Below are 14,770 nucleotides of genomic sequence, written 5' to 3'. Positions count from 1 at the left end.
GTCATGCAGCCTAGGCTGGCGTCTTTAAAGAATTCTTAAATACGGACGGCCAGACTGCCATGCATCCGGCACGGTCCGCCTCCACTCCATGTGGTCTCCACCCCGCATGCGGACAAGGAAGTGGCCGGCACCCCTCCGCACGAGAGACGATGCCATGAGCGCCAACCCCAGCCGCTTGCCCATCGATGCGCCGGATACCGCCGCCGCGCCGGAACCCGGCCCGAAAGGCTGCGCGATGCGCCTGAGCGTGAATGGCCAGAGCCGCGCGATCCAGGCCGATCCGGACACACCCTTGTTGCGCGTGCTGCGCCAGGAGCTGGGCCTGACCGGCGCCGGCTTCGCCTGCACCAACGGACGCTGCAGCGCCTGCACGGTGCACGTCAACGACCGGCCGACCCGCGCCTGCCGCGTGCCGGTATACCTGGTGCAGGGCACGGAGGTCGTCACCATCGAAGGCCTGGCCGCCCGCGAAGGCCTGCCGCCGGGCCAGCTGCATGCGGTGCAGCGCGCCTGGATCGAGTACGGCGTGCCGCCGTGTCCCTGCCAGTCCGGCATGATCATGGCCGCCACCGCCCTGCTCATGGACAAGCCCGATCCGAGCCCGGCCGAGATCGAGGCCGCGCTGTGCCTCGACTGCGGTTGCGGTGCGCGTCCGCACGTCTTGCGTGCCATCCGCTCGCTGGCCGAGCGCATGCGTTCGTGGTGAGCCGTTTTCCCCAACCCCCCCTGATCATCCCCACTGACTGGAGTTCCTCTATGCATCATCGTGCGCGTCGCGGTGCCCGTGCGTTGTCCATGCTTGTCTTGCTGTCCGGCAGCGGCGCCGCCTTCGCGGCGGACGACGGCTGGCATGTGATCGTCGGCGCCGGCGGGCTGGACCTGCCGCGCTATCCCGGCAGCGCCGACCGGCGCAGCCAGCTGGTGCCGATGCTCAGCGCGAGCTACGGGCGTTTCTTCCTGGGCGGCGCGCCGGGTTCGGGCTCGCCGGCCGGGCTGGGCATGTATTTCCACCAGGACCAGCAATGGCGCGCGGGTGTTTCGTTCGCCTATGACTTCGTGCAGCCGCGCAAGGAATCCGATGACCGCAGGCGCCTGCACGGGCTGGGCGATATCGACCGCACGGCACGCGCGACCTTGTTCGGCAGCTACACGGTCGATTGGTTCACGGTGCGCGGCAATGTATCGAGCGACGTGGGCGGGAAGGACCAGGGCACCACGGCCTCGTTCGATTTCGAAGGCAAGTATCGCGTAAACGACAAGCTCAGCTTCGTGGCGGGGCCTGGCGTGACCTGGGCCGATGGGAAGCACAACCGCACCTTCTATGGCGTGGACGAGGTGCAGAGCGTGCGCTCGGGTTATGCGGCTTATCGTCCTGGTTCCGGCATCGAGTCGTTGCGTTTCTCGCTGGGCGCCGATTATCGGTTAAGCGAACGGTGGACCCTCGGTGCGCGTGCCATTGCGGCGCGTTTGCAGGGAGATGCGGCGGATAGTCCGGTGGTGGAGAAGCGGATGCAGAACACGTATGTGGCGTATGCCTTCTATCGGTTCTGATCGAGCCTCAATCTCCACGTTGGAGCCCTTCTCCCTCCGGGAGCACGCGGGGAGGGCACAGGGATGTGCCCGGCTTTGAGGAGCGAGGAAGGTGGCGGCAGCCGGATGAGGGTACGGGCGGAGCGGTGCGCATCACTCTTGCGCTCCGCCCGTACCTTCACCCAAACCCTCTCTCCCACGGGACTACCTTCGGGTCGCCGGCGGGAGAGGGGCTTTTTAACGGACCGGTCGCTTGAACACCTTGCGCGCCTTCTCCACCTTCGCGCGGACCGCGCAGGTCTCGACGTGGTCGTCCACCAGCCCCATCGCCTGCATGAAGGCATACATCGTCGTCGGCCCGACGAACTTCCAGCCCTGCTTCTTCAGCGCCTTCGACAGCGCCACCGACTCATCCGAGGTGGCGATCGCCTGCGTCGGCGCCGGCCGGCCGCGCTCCGCTTCGTAGCGCCACAGATACGCTGCCAGCGAACCCTCGCTTTTCGCCAGTTCGACGGCATGGCGCGCATTGTTGATCACCGCCTCGATCTTGCCGCGGTGGCGGATGATGCCTTCGTTTTTCAAAAGGCGCTGCACGTCGCGCTCGGTGAAACGCGCGACGCGGTGGTAGTCGAAGCCGTGGAAGACGGCGCGGAAGTTTTCGCGCTTGGCCAGGATGGTGCGCCAGCTCAGGCCGGCCTGGAAACCTTCCAGGCTCAGCTTCTCGAACAGGCGGAAATCATCGTCGACCGGAAAGCCCCATTCGGTGTCGTGGTAATGCATGAAATCCGGGGCGGAGGCGGCCCAGCGGCAGCGCGGCTTGCCGTCGGGGCCGGCGATGGTGTCGCTCATGCAGGGCGTCCTTGGAGGTGACTGCCGGCGATCATGTCACTGCGGTCGTGCGCGGACCAGGTATTGCTCGACCATCGGCTTGCCCCATTGCTCGCCGGGCGCCTCCGAAACCAGGCGGAAGCCGACCTGTTCGTAGAGATGGCGCGCGGCATCGAGTCCCTTCACCGTCCACAGGTGGATTTCGCGGAAGCCTTGTTCGTCACAGTAGCGCAGCACCTCGTCCAACAGGCGCCGGCCCACGCCGCGCCCCTGCATGCGGCCATCGACGATGAAGGTGCGCAGGTGGGCGATGCCGGGACCCATGCCTTCGCCGTCGATCGCCACCGAACCGACCAGGCGCTCGCCGAGCATGGCGCGCCAGATCTGATTGCCGGGGCGGTCCAGGCGCGCAGTGACATCCGCCACCGCCGCCGCCACGCGGCTCTCGAACACCTGGCCGAAACCCACTGCCGGCGCGTAGTAGGCCATGTGCAGCGCGGCGACTTCGCCGATCACGCCGGGCGCGTAGCCGGTCTCGATGCGGATTTCTTCCTGCGCCGGCGCAACGCCGAGGCGATGCGCACGCAGCGCATCCGCGTAGGCGGTGAGGCTGGCGCACACCGTATCCAGTTGCGCGGGTGCGAAGTGCGCGGCGGCGGAGCCTACCTGCTTGCGGGCGTAGGCGTCGACGGCGGCCAGCGTGCGGCGGCCCTTATCGGTGAGCATCAGCGGCTTGCAGCGCGCGTCGCCGCCGCTGCCCAGCACGGTGATCTCGCCAGCGTCGGTGAGCTTGGTGAGCAGGCGGCTGACGCTGGACTTGTCCAGGCCCAGCAGCTCGACCAGGTCGACGGCGGTGAGCGTGCCGCGCCGGCCGAGTTCGACGATGGCATGCACGGCGGAGGGCGAATAAGTGGTGCCGGCCAGGGTGGGGCGGAGGAAGCCCCATTCGCGCGCCATCTGGCGCGAGGCGGCGCGGATGCGGTCGATGAGATCGGTCATGGTCGGCATGTTTCGGTTATTGGTTGCAATGTGCAACATTTATCCCGCTGTGCTGGAATTGGCAAGTGTTTGCCGCAAATCATTGATAAAGCTGCATCCAAGAGGGATGGCTCAGGAGGGCGAAGTCGATCTGTTGGCTTGTTTCTTATTTTATCCGGCATATATTGACTGAATGTGATTTGCCCGGGTATATATGCCATTGCCCTCAGGAATCGATTCCCATGCCTTCCCCCACTCATCCGCCGGAAACCACTCATCATCCCGCCGCCTCAAGCCGCGGCATCCGCCTGCTCGATCGCCATTGGGCCTGGCTGGATGCGCAACCGATCGGCGCCGGCGCCACCTTGCGCCGCCTGGTCGAGCGCGCCCGTCGCGACATCGACGGCTGTTACCGCAAGGCCGCGGCCAAGGAGGCCTGCTACTTCCACATGCGCGACGCGGCGGGCGATCGCCCACAGTTCGAAGAGGCGGCGCGCGCGCTGTTCGCCGACGACTATCCGCGCCTGCGCCAGTGCATCGCCGCCTGGCCGGACGACGTGCGCACACGCATCGAAGCCATGCTCGCCACTGCGGACGGAGCCGCCTGATGGACCGCGCCAGGCGCAAGGCCCTGATCCAGGCCTACAAGCTGGCCTTCCCGCCGATGGGCATCTATGCCATCCGCAACCTCCGCAGCGGACGCGTGCTGATCGAGCAGAGTGCCAACACGACCGGTGCGCTCAACCGCCAGCGCACCCAGTTGCGCTTGGGGCTGCACCGCATCCGCGATCTGCAGCGGGACTGGCGCGAGCTCGGCGAGGACGCGTTCGCGTTCGAGGTGCTGCAGGCGCAGGAGCCACGCGCCGAACCGACCTTCGACTACACCGCCGAACGCGAGGCGCTGCTGCAGTCGTGGCGCGAACGCATCCCGCCCGGCTCGAAAGATTCGTACCTGTAACTACGAGGCGCAGTGACGCGCGCATCGCGGCGTGAAGACGATGTCGAGTGTGATCTGAGTCGCGGTTATGTCACATCCCTGTGCGAGTCTGCGCGTCCCGCAGGTTCCAGTACGTAAGAAGAAGGGGATGGCTGGTGTCCATCGAACTCGATCAGGCCGACATCGATACGCTGCGCAACATCCACACCGGCCGGCTGAAGATCGTGGAAACGCGGCGCGCCGCACGGCTCATGCTGATGGGCTATCTCGCCCCGCTCGAAGCCGGTTGCGCCGCGCTGGCGCCGGCAAAGACGGAACGCAACGGCAAGCAGGTGCCCCTGCGCATCACCTACGGCGGCACGCGCCTGCTGGCGCGCTTCCGCGGCGACGGCGAGCACGACGGCGAGCACGGCGGCGAGGACGGCCCGGCGCCGCGCCCGGTGCGCGCCGCCGGCTGAGCGTTCATTCGAGCGATACCGCGCACTCGATGCCTTCGCGCGCCATCTTGGCGTAGGGGCAGATGCGCTCGGTATTGCGCACCAGTTCCTGCGCGATGGTGCGCTCCACGCCGGGCAGGCTGATGCGCACCCTGGCGATCAGGGTGAACAACCCATCCACCGGATCGCGGCCGAAGGTGACCGCGGCGGTGACCGCCGCATCCGGGATCGCCACGCCCGCGCGCGCGGCCAGCAAGGTCAGCGCGCCATGGAAGCAGGCGGCGAAGCCCGCCGCGAACAGCTGTTCCGGATTGGTGCCTTCGCCTTCGCCGCCGAGCTCCTCTGGCATGCGCAACTGCACGTCGAGCCGGCCATCGTCGGAGCGGGCCAGGCCGGAGGCGCGCGCATGCGCGGCCTCGCCGCCGGTGACGCACACCGTGCCGGTATACAGCGGATGGAAATCTTCGCCGTAGTACTTGTCGAGCAGCGAAGTGGGCGGGCGTTGCGGCTTGGCCATGGCGGGACTCGCGAAAGGCGGTGACGGCATCATGCGTCGGGGGTCACGCGCGGCGGAAGTGGCCGGGTCCGTTCCAGGCCGTAGCGCGTATAGATCCACAGGAACACGAAGAAGCCGAAGTAGCCGGCGGTCATCAGCCGGCCGAAGGCGTTCTCCCAGCTTGTCACGTCCGCGCCGGGAAACCAGCGGGCAACGACCTCGGCGGTGACGCCCGCACCCACCGCGCCCAGGCCGAGGAAGCTCGCCACGAACATCGCCAGCGCCACCTTGAAGCCGGTGCCGCGATAGCGCACCGAACGCACCTGGCCATGGTCGATCCACGGCAGCAGCATCAGCAGCAGGATCGAGCCGAACATGGCGAGCACGCCCCAGACCGGCGTGCCGAAGTACGACGGGATCATGCGCAAGATCGCGTAGAACGGGGTGAAGTACCACTGCGGCTTGATATGGCTGGGCGTGACCAGGTTGTTGGCGGGCGTGAAGTTGTCGTGCTCCAGGAACCAGCCGCCGAAGGTGGGCGCGTAGAACACCACGAAGGCGGCCAGGGTGACGAAGAACACCGCGGCGAAGATGTCGTGGATGGTGTAGTAGGGATGGAAGGGAATGGCATCGATGGGCTTGCTGGCGTCCCAGCGGTTGCCTTTCGGGCCGTGCTTGACGTCGATGCCGTCCGGGTTGTTCGAGCCCACCTCGTGCAGCGCGAAGATATGCAGCACCACCAGCAGGAGCAGCACCAGCGGCAGCGCGATCACATGCAGCGCGAAGAAGCGGTTGAGCGTGGCGTCGGCCGGCAGGTAGTCGCCCATGATCCACTCGACCAGGCTGTGGCCGATCACCGGCACGGTGCCGAACAGCGAGATGATCACCTTGGCGCCCCAGAACGACATGTTGCCCCAGGGCAGCACGTAGCCCATGAAGGCCTCGGCCATCAGTACCAGGAAGATGATGCTGCCCAGGAGCCACACCAGTTCGCGCGGCTTCTTGTACGAGCCGTACATGATCCCGCGCAGCATGTGCAGGAACACGGTGACGAAGAACAGCGAAGCGCCGGTGGAGTGCATGTAGCGGATCAGCCAGCCCCACGGCACGTCGCGCATGATGTACTCGACCGAGGCGAACGCTTCGGCCGCGCTGGTCTTGTAGTTCATGGCCAGGAACAGGCCGGTGGCGATCTGGTTGACCAGCACCAGCAGGTTGAGGCCGCCGAAGAAGTACCAGAAGTTGAGGTTCTTCGGCGCGTAGTACTGCGTGTAGTGCTTGCGCACCAGGGCCCCCAGGCCGGGCGCCCGTTCGTCCACCCAGTCGCGCAAGCGTATCAGCGTGGTCATGGCGAAACCCTTCGACGGGCGGGCTGCGCGCATCGCGATGCCGGTGCGATGCGCGCAACACGCGCGATCATGCCGACTGCGCGAACTCAGAACGGTCGAACCAGGTCTGGAAGTTCACCGAGCCGAGGCGCGCGCCGGACGCCGGCAGCAGCGACTCCTCCTGCAGGACGGCGCCGAAATAGCGCGCGTTGACGTCGGTGTACACCTGGTGCGGATCGTGGGTCAGGGTGAGGAAGCGCTCGACCAGCGCATCGAGGCCGAACGCATCGGGGCCGGCGATCTCGACCATGCCGTTCACCGGCTTGGCCAGCGCGACGTCGGTTACCGCGTCGGCCACGTCGTCCGAGGCGATGGGCTGGATCAGCGCGGGCGACACGTGCACCTGGTTGTCCCTGGCGGCGGACTTGATGATGCCGCTGAGGAACTCGAAGAACTGGGTCGAGTGGACGATCGTGTAGGGGATGCCGGATTCGCGGATGATCTGTTCCTGCACCACCTTGGCGCGCATGTAGCCGCTGTCCTTGAGGCGTTCGGTGCCCACCACCGACAGCGCCACGTGGTGCTTCACGCCGGCTTTCTTCTCCGCCGTGGCGAGGTTGCGACCCGCGGTCTGGAAGAAGTCGAGCACCGCCTGGTCCTCGAAGGACGGCGAATTGGCCAGGTCGATGACGATGTCGGTGCCGGCCATCGCGGCATCCAGGCCTTCGCCGGTAAGAGTGTTGACACCCGAGGCAGGGGAGGCGGCGATGGCCTCGTGCCCGCGCTGGCGCAGGCGCGCGACGACCTTGCTGCCGATCAGCCCGGTACCGCCGATGACCAGGATCTTCATGGGAATGCTCCGTCGAGGGCGCCGGTGGCGCGTCGAGGTGATGCTAGGCAGGGCGGCATCGGACCGGTAGGCGCGGCGGCGGGCGCATGGTGTTGCGCGTGGCGCATCAATCGGAGCGCCCACCTTTGCCTCAATCCCCCCGTCATTCCGGCGCAGGCCGGAATCCAGTAGCGGCAAGCTGTATGCCGTGCAGAGCGTTGCAGGAGCTGCTCTTCGGCTCTTCGGCGACAAGCGAACGGTGTCGCCACTGGATTCCAGCCTGCGCCGGAATGACGGTGGGGGATGTGGTGGGTTATCCCGGCAGCGATAACGCCGGCGAAAGCCCGCTGACATGCAGCAGATCCAACGCCCGCACCGCCTCCGTCATGTAATCGATGAACACCCGCACCCGCGTCGGCAGCTGCTGCCGGCTGAGGTAGCACAGGTAGTGCCCGCGGTCGTCCGGCGCGTACTGTGCCAGGCAGGCCACCAGGCGACCCTCGCGCAGGTAGTCGCAGACCAGGTAGCCGGGCAACTGCGCAATGCCTTCGCCGCGCAGCACGCTCTCCAGCACCAGGTCGATATCGTTGAAGGAGCAGCGCGACGGCGGCACCAGCTTGCGCTTCTGCCCATCGAGCTTGAATTCCCAGTCGGCGATGCGGCCAGCGACCGTCCGGTAGTTGATGCATCCGTGTGCGGACAGCTCGTCGACATGGCCAGGCAGGCCATGCGCCTGGACATAGGCGGGCGCCGCGCAGACCAGCATCTGCATCGGCACCAGCCGCTTGGCGATGACCTGGCTGTCTTCCAGTTGCCCGTCGCGAAAGGCCACATCCACGCGGTCGGAAGTGAAGTCGGTCAGCCGGTCGTCCAGCAGCAGGTCGATGGCGATCTCCGGATAGCGCGCGCGGAAGCCGGCCAGCAACGGCGCCACCACGCGGCGCCCGAAGCCCACCGTCGCGCTGATCCGCAACTGTCCCTTCGGCGGCCCCTCGCGCAGTTCGCGCATTTCCTCCAGCGCCTGCACGATCCGCTGCACGCCCGGATGGCAGTTGCGGAAGAACATTTCGCCCTCGCGGGTCAGCGAGGTGCTGCGGGTGGTGCGCTGGAACAGCCGCGCCTCCAACTGCGCCTCCAGCTTCTGCACGCTGCGGCTGACCGCGGAGCGGCCCACGCCCAGGCGGTCCGCCGCGCGGGCGAAGCTGCCCTCGGCGGCCACCGCGATGAAGGCGACCACGCCGGCATAGCTGGCGGTGAAGCTGGAGGCGAGGGCGTCGGCCTCGTGCTGCGGTTTGTCGGAGAAATTCAGGGTCATGCGCGGCTGGCCTCGTGGATGGGATCCGGGCGGATGCCGGCGCGCGCGCCGGCCGGTCCATGCACCCCAGTCGTATGAGGCGGGGCGTTTGTGACATCGCTGCCGGAACCGGCGCCTAGCGGCTGCCCAGCCGCTGCTCGATGCGCCGGTCCGGAATGAACCACATCGCCGCCACCACGGCGTACAGCACACAGGACACCACCGGTTGGCGGAAGGCGATGGCGGTCGCCGCGACATGGATGACGATCGAGCCTGGGGTCTTGCGGTCGGCGCCGAGCACCTTGCGCAACTCCGAGTCCTCGCCGCCGTTGGCGGCGGTCAGCACGCGCGCCAGCAGCCCCCACGACAGCGCGGTGAGCAGCAGGGTGACACCGTAGAGCACGGTGGGCACTGCCGCCGGTCCCGGTTGCGCCTTGTTGAGCCAGGCGGTGGAGAACGGGAACAGCGACAGGCAGAACAGGAAGAACAGATTCGCCCACAGCACCGTGCCGTTGACCCGCCGGACCAGCTGGAACAGATGGTGGTGGTTGGTCCAATAGATGCCGACGTAGACGAAGCTGAGGATGTAGCTGAGGAAGACCGTGCCGTCCTCAAGCAGCGCGGCCCAGCTGGCCGCGGCCGGCACGTGCAGTTCCAGCACCATCACCGTGATCACCACGGCGATGACGCCGTCGGTGAAGGCTTCCAGTCGTCCCTTCTCCATGTGCTCGCCCTCGGCCCGGTCCCGCTGCGCATGATTGGGCAGAACGCCACGGCGCATTGGTGCACTTCGGGCAACGCGCTATGTCCCTGGCCATGCCTGCCGGCGCCGCGGGCGCCGGCCTAGCATCGCCAGGCATGGTCGCGAGCCTTCCATCGCCATCGAACACCGGCATCGCCCGCTCGAGGTAGCGCATGAATATCGTTGTGGTAGGTGGTAACGGACTGGTCGGCCGCAACGTAGTGCGCCGGCTGCGCGCGAAAGGACACGCAGTCACCGCCGCCTCGCGCGCCACCGGCGTGGACATCGTCACCGGCGCAGGCCTGGCGCACGCACTGGACGGTGCCGAGGTGGTGGTCGACGTGAGCAACTCGCCCGTGCTGGTCGGCGAGGCGCCCTGCGAGTTCTTCAAGGCGGCGATCGCCAACCTGCTGGCCGCCGAAGCCGCCGCAGGCGTGCGGCATCACCTGGCGCTGTCGGTGGTGGGCACCGAGCGGCTCGACGACAGTCCGTACTTTCGCGGCAAGAAGTTCCAGGAATCCCGCATCCGCGATTCCGGCATACCGTTCACCATCGTCCATGCGACGCAATTCTTCGAGTTCCTGCTGGACATCGTCGAGGTCAGTGTCTACGACCAGGCGTTGCGCCTGGCGCCGGCGTATATCCAGCCGGTGGCTTCGGCCGACGTGGCCGCCTGCCTGGCCGAACTGGCGCAGCGTCCCGCGCTGAACGCGACGATCGAAATGGCGGGGCCGGAGCGGGAGCGCATGTCGGAGATCATCCAGCGCTTCCTGACCCAGATCGAAGCGCCGTACGAGGTGATCACCGACGCGCTGGCACCTTACTTCGGCGCGCGCCTGCAGGCCGACTCCCTCCTGCCCGGCGCGAAAGCGCGCACCTGCGCCACCGATTTCGGCGCATGGCTGGGGCAGTCCGAATACTGGGGCGCCGACTGGTGAGCGCATTGGTGCCCGCGGTGCAACACCGTGCGCCGCCGCGCATGCCTACCCGGCGCGATGGGCCTGTTCCAGTCTTCCGGCGGCAACGCCACGCATTCTCCCACTACCGAGGATAGGCCATGAGCCAGCGCATCAATTACCAGCAGCAGGCGCCCGAGCTGTTCAAGAAGTTCGCCGATTTCAGCAACGCCCTCGAACATGGTTCGATCGAGCGGCCGATCCACGACCTGGTCAACATCCGCGCCTCGCAGCTCAACGGCTGCACCTTCTGCCTGGACATGCACGTGAAGGAAGCCACCCTGCACGGCGAGCGCACGCTGCGCTTGTACCACGTCGCCGCCTGGCGCGAATCCACGCTGTTCTCGCCGCGCGAGCGCGCCGCGCTGGCCTGGACCGAAGTGTTGACCCACCTGCCGCGCGAAGGCGTGCCGGACGAGATCTACGAGCGCGTGCGTGCCCAGCTGTCGGAGCAGGAAATCACCGAGCTGACCTACCTGGTCATGGCGATCAACGCGTGGAACCGCATCAACGTGGCGTTCCGTCCGCAGCCGGGCGGCTTCGACAAGTTCCTCGGCCTGGACAAGGCCGGGCTGACCTGATCCTTCATCGGCAACCGAGGAAAAACCCATGACCGTTTGCAGAATCCTGGCAGCGCTGCTGCTGACCGTCGCCGGCGCCGCCGGTGCGCAGGAAGCCGCACATCGCCCCGACGCCCCGCATGCCAGCGTCGCCACGCTGATGACCAAGGCGTTGAGCGATTACCCCGGCAAGGAGGCGATGATGATCACCGTCGACTATCCGCCCGGCTCGGTCGATCCGGTGCATCGGCATCATGCGCATGCCTTCGTGTATGTGCTGGAGGGCTCGATCGTGATGGCGGTGAATGGCGGCAAGCCGGTCACCTTGAAGGCCGGAGATACGTACTATGAAGGGCCGGACGATGTGCATACGGTCGGGCGCAATGCGAGCCAGACGGAGCCCGCGAAGTTCGTGGTGGTGTTGCTGAAGGACAAGGGTGCGCCGGTGTTGACGCCGGTGCATTGATCCCTTGGCAGGCGTAGGTTGGGGTTCGCCTGCGGCTCACCCCAACCTACGCCGTTGCCGCGGGGTCAGAGCGGCGTCAGCAGCTCGACGCCCAAGCCGGCCGCCAAGCCCGCGAGCTTCTCCGGATTGCGCTGCACGAACACATCGGTCACGCGCTCGCCATCGATCTCGATTGCCAGCACCGATTCCAGCTTGCCGCCGATGTAGCGCAGGATCGCCAGCTTGCCGTTGACCGTCGCCATGTCGATGCGCAGATCGCTCTTGAAACGCAGCTTGCCCGCATAGAGCAGCTGCGCGATGCGCCGGCCCCCGGGCATCGGCCTGGGAAACGCGGTGGTCCTGCCGCCGCCGTCGCCGACCAGTTCCGCGTCGTCGGCGAGCAGGGCGGTGAGCAGCTTGAATTCGCCGTTCGCCATCGCCTGCGCGAAGCGCCGCACGATGCGCAGGTGCGCTTCGGCGGATACCGTGTAGCGCGGGCGGCCGTCCTGCAGCTGGGCCTTCGCGCGGTGCACGATCTGGCGCACACCGGCCTCGTTCTTGTCGATGATCCGGGCGATCTGGGGATAGTCGACGTCGAACACCTCGCGCAACAGGAAGGCCGCGCGCGCCTCGGGCGACAGCCGCTCGAGCAGGAGCAGCAGGGCGACCGACACTTCGCTGGAGCGCTCCTGGACCTGCTCGGGGGTATCCGGTCCCTCGGTCAGCAACGGCTCGGGCAGCCACATGCCGACGTAATATTCGCGCCGCGCCTTCAGCGCGCGCAGGCGATCGATCGCGGTGCGCGTGGTAGCGGTCACCAGCCAGGCTTCCAGGTTCTCGATCAGCGACTGTTCGGCACCATGCCAGCGCAGCCACACGTCCTGCACCACGTCTTCCGCATCGGCCACGCTGCCGAGCATGCCGTAGGCGATGCCCTGCAGGCGCGGCCGCAGCGCGTGGAAGACGGCATTGAGATCATTGGTGGCCATGCGCAGCGGTACCCCTTACGTTGGAGCGATCCCTCGCCCGTCACCATGAAGCGCCACCGCGCATTCTCACCCGGAAGCGGCCCCGTCACTGGTGCCCGCGCGGAAACACGGTAGCGCCTTGCGCGGGGCTACAGCGCGGCGGCATCCGCGTTCACGCTGTCGGCCCTGACACTACGGCACGCATCGGGAGACGATCATGCGGCCCATCACGCGAATTCTGCTGCAAACCACCATTGCTTACGAGTCCGACGATTGGCATATCGGCCGCTTCGGCCTGCTGCGCGAGTACCTTGCCGGCCTGCGCGACGACGCGGGCCTGCCTCTGTACGAGGTGACCGCGCGCGATCGCGATCCCCCGGGCAGCCCCGATCGCGTGCTGTCGCAACTGGACAGTTCCGGCTACGACGAACTGTGGCTGTTCGCGGTCGATACCGGCGACGGCTTGACGGCCGCCGACTGCCAGGGCATCAGCCGCTTCCGCCGGCGCGGCGGCGGCCTGCTGGTGGCGCGCGACCACATGGACCTGGGCAGCTCGGTGTGCACCCTGGGCGGTGTCGGCGCGGCGCATTTCTTCCATTCGCGCCATCCGGAGCCGGACCCGTCGCGGCGTTGCATCGACGATACGGGCACCACCAGCATCCTGTGGCCCAACTATCACTCCGGCGCCAACGGCGACTACCAGCGCATCGAGCCGGTGCTGCCGCTGCATCCGGTGCTGGCCGATCCGGAGGCGCCGGACGGCGCGTTGCGCTACCTGCCCGCGCATCCGCATGAGGGCGCGGTGGGCAAGCCCGAACACGACGCTTCGGCGCGGGTGATCGCCACGGGCCGCAGCCAGGCGAGCGGCCGCGTGTTCAACCTGGCGGTGGCGTTCGAGCCTTCGGCCGACGGTGGCCCGGCGATCGCCCAGTCCACCTTCCATCACTTCGCCGACTACAACTGGGATCCCTCGCGCGGCTCGCCCAGTTTCGTCTCCGAAACGCCGGGCGACGGACTGGCGCGGGCGCCGGAAGCGCAGCGCTCGGTGCGGCGCTATGTGCGCAATCTCGCCTCGTGGCTGGCGGCGGCCGCGTCCTGACCTGTCATTCAACCCGTTCGGAGAACATCATGACCGTATCGTTCGCCAAGGACATCGCCCCGCTGTTTACCGACGGCGATGCGCGCTGCATGCGCGGCATGGGCGTCTATCTGCACGAGTACGACTACATGGCCGATCCCACCGGCGACGCCAGCTTCGCCGATCACGCCAATGCACGCCATGTGCTGGCGCGCCTGGACGGCAGCGTGAAGCCGCGGATGCCGCCGGGCGGTCCTGCGTGGAGCGAGGCGCAGCTCGCGCTGCTGGTCGCCTGGATGAGCGCCTGGCTGCCCTGACATCGAGTTGACACGCTCTTCGCCGCGGCCCAATGTTCAGCGCTTTCGCGGCGCGGAAACCGCCGCCGCGGCAAGGCCCATCAACGCAAAGGATTCGACGTGTCTTCTGTCATGACGCAAGCGGTGACTGCCCCGCTGACCCAGGCGGCGATCTTCCTGGTGGTGACGCTCAAGCCGGACCCGCGCGGCGACGAGGCGGTGCGCGCGCTGTGCGCCGACCTCGCCGGCGTGGCGCGCTCCATCGGCTTCCGCTACCCGGAGCGCCAGCTCACCTGCGTCACCGGCTTCGGCTCGGCGGCGTGGGACCGCCTGTTCGGCCAGCCGCGGCCGGCCGAGCTGCACACCTTCCGCGAGATCAACGGCGCGCACCATGCGCCCTCCACGCCGGGCGACCTGCTGTTCCATATCCGCGCCGGCCAGATGGACCTGTGCTTCGAGCTGGCGACCGAGATCATGGCGCGGCTGGGCGAGTTCGCCGAGGTGGCGGACGAGGTGCATGGTTTCAAGTACTTCGACGCCCGCGACCTGCTGGGCTTCGTCGACGGCAGCGAGAATCCGGTGGACCAGGATGCCGTCGCCGCCACCATCGTCGGCGACGAGGATGCCGCCTTCGCCGGCGGCAGCTACGTGATCGTGCAGAAGTACCTGCACGACCTGAAGGCGTGGAACGCGATCCCGGTCGAGCAGCAGGAAAAGATCATCGGGCGCAAGAAGTCCTCGAATATCGAACTGGCCGACGAGGCCAAGCCCAGCTACGCGCATAACGTGCTCACCGTGATCGAGGAGAACGGCGAGGAGCTGGACATCGTGCGCGACAACATGCCGTTCGGCGAGGTGGGCAAGGGCGAGTTCGGCACCTACTTCTGCGGCTACGCGCGCTCGCCGTCGCGCATCGAGCGGATGTTGGTGAACATGTTCGTCGGCCGCCCGCCGGGCAACTACGACCGCCTGCTCGACGTCAGCCGGGCGATGACGGGGACGCTGTTCTTCGTGCCGTCGGCGGATTTTCTGGATGGGCTTTAATAAAGCTCCTCTCCCTCTGGCGAC

Annotated in this window: 19 protein-coding genes; 11 read left to right on the top strand and 8 right to left on the bottom strand. The window is 67.3% G+C overall.

The genetic code is table 11. The features are described from left to right. The first annotated feature begins 154 nt into the window (after window positions 1-154). A complete protein-coding gene (locus BM172_RS05265; RefSeq protein WP_197022885.1) occupies window positions 155-706 on the top strand; it encodes a (2Fe-2S)-binding protein in 552 nt (183 codons plus the stop codon). Between the two features lie 89 nt (window positions 707-795). Beyond that, a complete protein-coding gene (locus BM172_RS05260) occupies window positions 796-1,551 on the top strand; it encodes a MipA/OmpV family protein (protein WP_177218785.1) in 756 nt (251 codons plus the stop codon). 216 nt (window positions 1,552-1,767) lie between these two features. Here the strand turns inward: BM172_RS05260 and BM172_RS05255 are convergent, their stop codons facing one another. Both BM172_RS05255 and BM172_RS05250 read right to left on the bottom strand, forming a co-directional pair. Beyond that, window positions 1,768-2,379 carry a DNA-3-methyladenine glycosylase I gene (locus tag BM172_RS05255; RefSeq protein ID WP_026636386.1) on the bottom strand — a complete coding sequence of 204 codons (612 nt, stop codon included), beginning with the start codon at window positions 2,377-2,379 and terminating at the stop codon, window positions 1,768-1,770. Between the two features lie 36 nt (window positions 2,380-2,415). Beyond that, window positions 2,416-3,357, bottom strand: coding sequence for a bifunctional helix-turn-helix transcriptional regulator/GNAT family N-acetyltransferase (locus BM172_RS05250; RefSeq protein WP_197022886.1), 942 nt, complete (start codon window positions 3,355-3,357; stop codon window positions 2,416-2,418). 221 nt (window positions 3,358-3,578) lie between these two features. Between BM172_RS05250 and BM172_RS05245 the strand changes: the two genes are divergently transcribed. The 3 genes from BM172_RS05245 to BM172_RS05235 all read left to right on the top strand — a co-directional run bounded on the left by BM172_RS05245 (window position 3,579) and on the right by BM172_RS05235 (window position 4,731). Further along, entirely contained in the window at window positions 3,579-3,944 is a 366-nt protein-coding gene (locus BM172_RS05245; protein ID WP_051548977.1) for a DUF2239 family protein, read from the top strand. Further along, window positions 3,944-4,294 carry a GIY-YIG nuclease family protein gene (locus BM172_RS05240; protein ID WP_026636388.1) on the top strand — a complete coding sequence of 117 codons (351 nt, stop codon included), beginning with the start codon at window positions 3,944-3,946 and terminating at the stop codon, window positions 4,292-4,294. Before BM172_RS05245 ends, BM172_RS05240 begins: the two co-directional genes overlap by 1 nt. A 134-nt stretch (window positions 4,295-4,428) precedes the next feature. Further along, a complete protein-coding gene (locus BM172_RS05235; protein ID WP_026636389.1) occupies window positions 4,429-4,731 on the top strand; it encodes a hypothetical protein in 303 nt (100 codons plus the stop codon). A 4-nt stretch (window positions 4,732-4,735) separates the two neighbouring features. Here BM172_RS05235 and BM172_RS05230 read toward each other — a convergent pair whose 3' ends face one another. The 5 genes from BM172_RS05230 to BM172_RS05210 all read right to left on the bottom strand — a co-directional run bounded on the left by BM172_RS05230 (window position 4,736) and on the right by BM172_RS05210 (window position 9,438). Beyond that, the gene (locus BM172_RS05230) at window positions 4,736-5,227 is read right to left on the bottom strand and encodes an Ohr family peroxiredoxin (RefSeq protein ID WP_026636390.1); all 492 of its coding nucleotides are present in this window, start codon (window positions 5,225-5,227) and stop codon (window positions 4,736-4,738) included. 29 nt (window positions 5,228-5,256) lie between these two features. Continuing rightward, window positions 5,257-6,555: a cytochrome b gene (locus BM172_RS05225; RefSeq protein ID WP_026636391.1), complete on the bottom strand. Its 1,299-nt coding sequence runs from the start codon at window positions 6,553-6,555 to the stop codon at window positions 5,257-5,259. A gap of 67 nt (window positions 6,556-6,622) precedes the next feature. Beyond that, window positions 6,623-7,384 carry an SDR family oxidoreductase gene (locus tag BM172_RS05220; protein ID WP_026636392.1) on the bottom strand — a complete coding sequence of 254 codons (762 nt, stop codon included), beginning with the start codon at window positions 7,382-7,384 and terminating at the stop codon, window positions 6,623-6,625. 292 nt (window positions 7,385-7,676) lie between these two features. Beyond that, window positions 7,677-8,678, bottom strand: a complete 1,002-nt coding sequence (locus BM172_RS05215) for a LysR family transcriptional regulator (RefSeq protein ID WP_051548979.1) — start codon at window positions 8,676-8,678, stop codon at window positions 7,677-7,679. 115 nt (window positions 8,679-8,793) lie between these two features. Then, complete coding sequence (locus BM172_RS05210) at window positions 8,794-9,438, bottom strand: TMEM175 family protein (protein ID WP_231504238.1); 645 nt, start codon at window positions 9,436-9,438, stop codon at window positions 8,794-8,796. 134 nt (window positions 9,439-9,572) lie between these two features. Between BM172_RS05210 and BM172_RS05205 the strand changes: the two genes are divergently transcribed. From BM172_RS05205 to BM172_RS05195, 3 genes are all read left to right on the top strand, one after another. Continuing rightward, window positions 9,573-10,337, top strand: a complete 765-nt coding sequence (locus tag BM172_RS05205) for an SDR family oxidoreductase (RefSeq protein WP_026636395.1) — start codon at window positions 9,573-9,575, stop codon at window positions 10,335-10,337. Window positions 10,338-10,456: 119 nt separating this feature from the next. Further along, entirely contained in the window at window positions 10,457-10,936 is a 480-nt protein-coding gene (locus BM172_RS05200) for a carboxymuconolactone decarboxylase family protein (protein WP_026636396.1), read from the top strand. A gap of 28 nt (window positions 10,937-10,964) precedes the next feature. Then, window positions 10,965-11,381, top strand: coding sequence for a cupin domain-containing protein (locus BM172_RS05195; RefSeq protein WP_026636397.1), 417 nt, complete (start codon window positions 10,965-10,967; stop codon window positions 11,379-11,381). A gap of 65 nt (window positions 11,382-11,446) precedes the next feature. On the opposite strand, the gene BM172_RS05190 is transcribed toward BM172_RS05195, so the two are convergent. After that, window positions 11,447-12,349 carry an RNA polymerase sigma-70 factor gene (locus tag BM172_RS05190; protein ID WP_035323802.1) on the bottom strand — a complete coding sequence of 301 codons (903 nt, stop codon included), beginning with the start codon at window positions 12,347-12,349 and terminating at the stop codon, window positions 11,447-11,449. 196 nt (window positions 12,350-12,545) lie between these two features. On the opposite strand from BM172_RS05190, the gene BM172_RS05185 reads away from it, so the two are divergent. The 3 genes from BM172_RS05185 (at window position 12,546) to BM172_RS05175 (ending at window position 14,746) form a co-directional block, all read left to right on the top strand. Further along, window positions 12,546-13,427: a hypothetical protein gene (locus BM172_RS05185; RefSeq protein ID WP_026636399.1), complete on the top strand. Its 882-nt coding sequence runs from the start codon at window positions 12,546-12,548 to the stop codon at window positions 13,425-13,427. A 29-nt stretch (window positions 13,428-13,456) separates the two neighbouring features. Then, the gene (locus BM172_RS05180) at window positions 13,457-13,723 is read left to right on the top strand and encodes a hypothetical protein (protein ID WP_035323805.1); all 267 of its coding nucleotides are present in this window, start codon (window positions 13,457-13,459) and stop codon (window positions 13,721-13,723) included. Window positions 13,724-13,822: 99 nt separating this feature from the next. Then, window positions 13,823-14,746 (top strand): Dyp-type peroxidase, encoded by a 924-nt coding sequence (locus BM172_RS05175; protein WP_035323806.1) that lies wholly within the window; start codon window positions 13,823-13,825, stop codon window positions 14,744-14,746. The last annotated feature ends 24 nt before the right edge of the window (window positions 14,747-14,770 follow it).

The sequence above is a fragment of the Dyella marensis genome (genome assembly GCF_900112865.1).
Classification (GTDB): domain Bacteria; phylum Pseudomonadota; class Gammaproteobacteria; order Xanthomonadales; family Rhodanobacteraceae; genus Dyella_D; species Dyella_D marensis_A.
Note: the sequence above shows the minus strand (reverse complement) of the source record. Positions and strands in the feature narration are given on the sequence as shown.

What these genes read in the sequence shown, in the direction of transcription:
- BM172_RS05265 (WP_197022885.1), top strand. Translation starts at nt 155, where the DNA reads ATGAGCGCCAACCCCAGCCGCTTGCCCATCGATGCGCCGGATACCGCC.
- BM172_RS05255 (WP_026636386.1), bottom strand. Translation starts at nt 2,379, where the DNA reads ATGAGCGACACCATCGCCGGCCCCGACGGCAAGCCGCGCTGCCGCTGG.
- BM172_RS05180 (WP_035323805.1), top strand. Translation starts at nt 13,457, where the DNA reads ATGACCGTATCGTTCGCCAAGGACATCGCCCCGCTGTTTACCGACGGC.
- BM172_RS05200 (WP_026636396.1), top strand. Translation starts at nt 10,457, where the DNA reads ATGAGCCAGCGCATCAATTACCAGCAGCAGGCGCCCGAGCTGTTCAAG.
- BM172_RS05220 (WP_026636392.1), bottom strand. Translation starts at nt 7,384, where the DNA reads ATGAAGATCCTGGTCATCGGCGGTACCGGGCTGATCGGCAGCAAGGTC.
- BM172_RS05260 (WP_177218785.1), top strand. Translation starts at nt 796, where the DNA reads ATGCTTGTCTTGCTGTCCGGCAGCGGCGCCGCCTTCGCGGCGGACGAC.
- BM172_RS05250 (WP_197022886.1), bottom strand. Translation starts at nt 3,357, where the DNA reads ATGACCGATCTCATCGACCGCATCCGCGCCGCCTCGCGCCAGATGGCG.
- BM172_RS05190 (WP_035323802.1), bottom strand. Translation starts at nt 12,349, where the DNA reads ATGGCCACCAATGATCTCAATGCCGTCTTCCACGCGCTGCGGCCGCGC.
- BM172_RS05205 (WP_026636395.1), top strand. Translation starts at nt 9,573, where the DNA reads ATGAATATCGTTGTGGTAGGTGGTAACGGACTGGTCGGCCGCAACGTA.
- BM172_RS05225 (WP_026636391.1), bottom strand. Translation starts at nt 6,555, where the DNA reads ATGACCACGCTGATACGCTTGCGCGACTGGGTGGACGAACGGGCGCCC.
- BM172_RS05215 (WP_051548979.1), bottom strand. Translation starts at nt 8,678, where the DNA reads ATGACCCTGAATTTCTCCGACAAACCGCAGCACGAGGCCGACGCCCTC.
- BM172_RS05195 (WP_026636397.1), top strand. Translation starts at nt 10,965, where the DNA reads ATGACCGTTTGCAGAATCCTGGCAGCGCTGCTGCTGACCGTCGCCGGC.
- BM172_RS05245 (WP_051548977.1), top strand. Translation starts at nt 3,579, where the DNA reads ATGCCTTCCCCCACTCATCCGCCGGAAACCACTCATCATCCCGCCGCC.
- BM172_RS05240 (WP_026636388.1), top strand. Translation starts at nt 3,944, where the DNA reads ATGGACCGCGCCAGGCGCAAGGCCCTGATCCAGGCCTACAAGCTGGCC.
- BM172_RS05210 (WP_231504238.1), bottom strand. Translation starts at nt 9,438, where the DNA reads ATGCGCCGTGGCGTTCTGCCCAATCATGCGCAGCGGGACCGGGCCGAG.
- BM172_RS05185 (WP_026636399.1), top strand. Translation starts at nt 12,546, where the DNA reads ATGCGGCCCATCACGCGAATTCTGCTGCAAACCACCATTGCTTACGAG.
- BM172_RS05230 (WP_026636390.1), bottom strand. Translation starts at nt 5,227, where the DNA reads ATGGCCAAGCCGCAACGCCCGCCCACTTCGCTGCTCGACAAGTACTAC.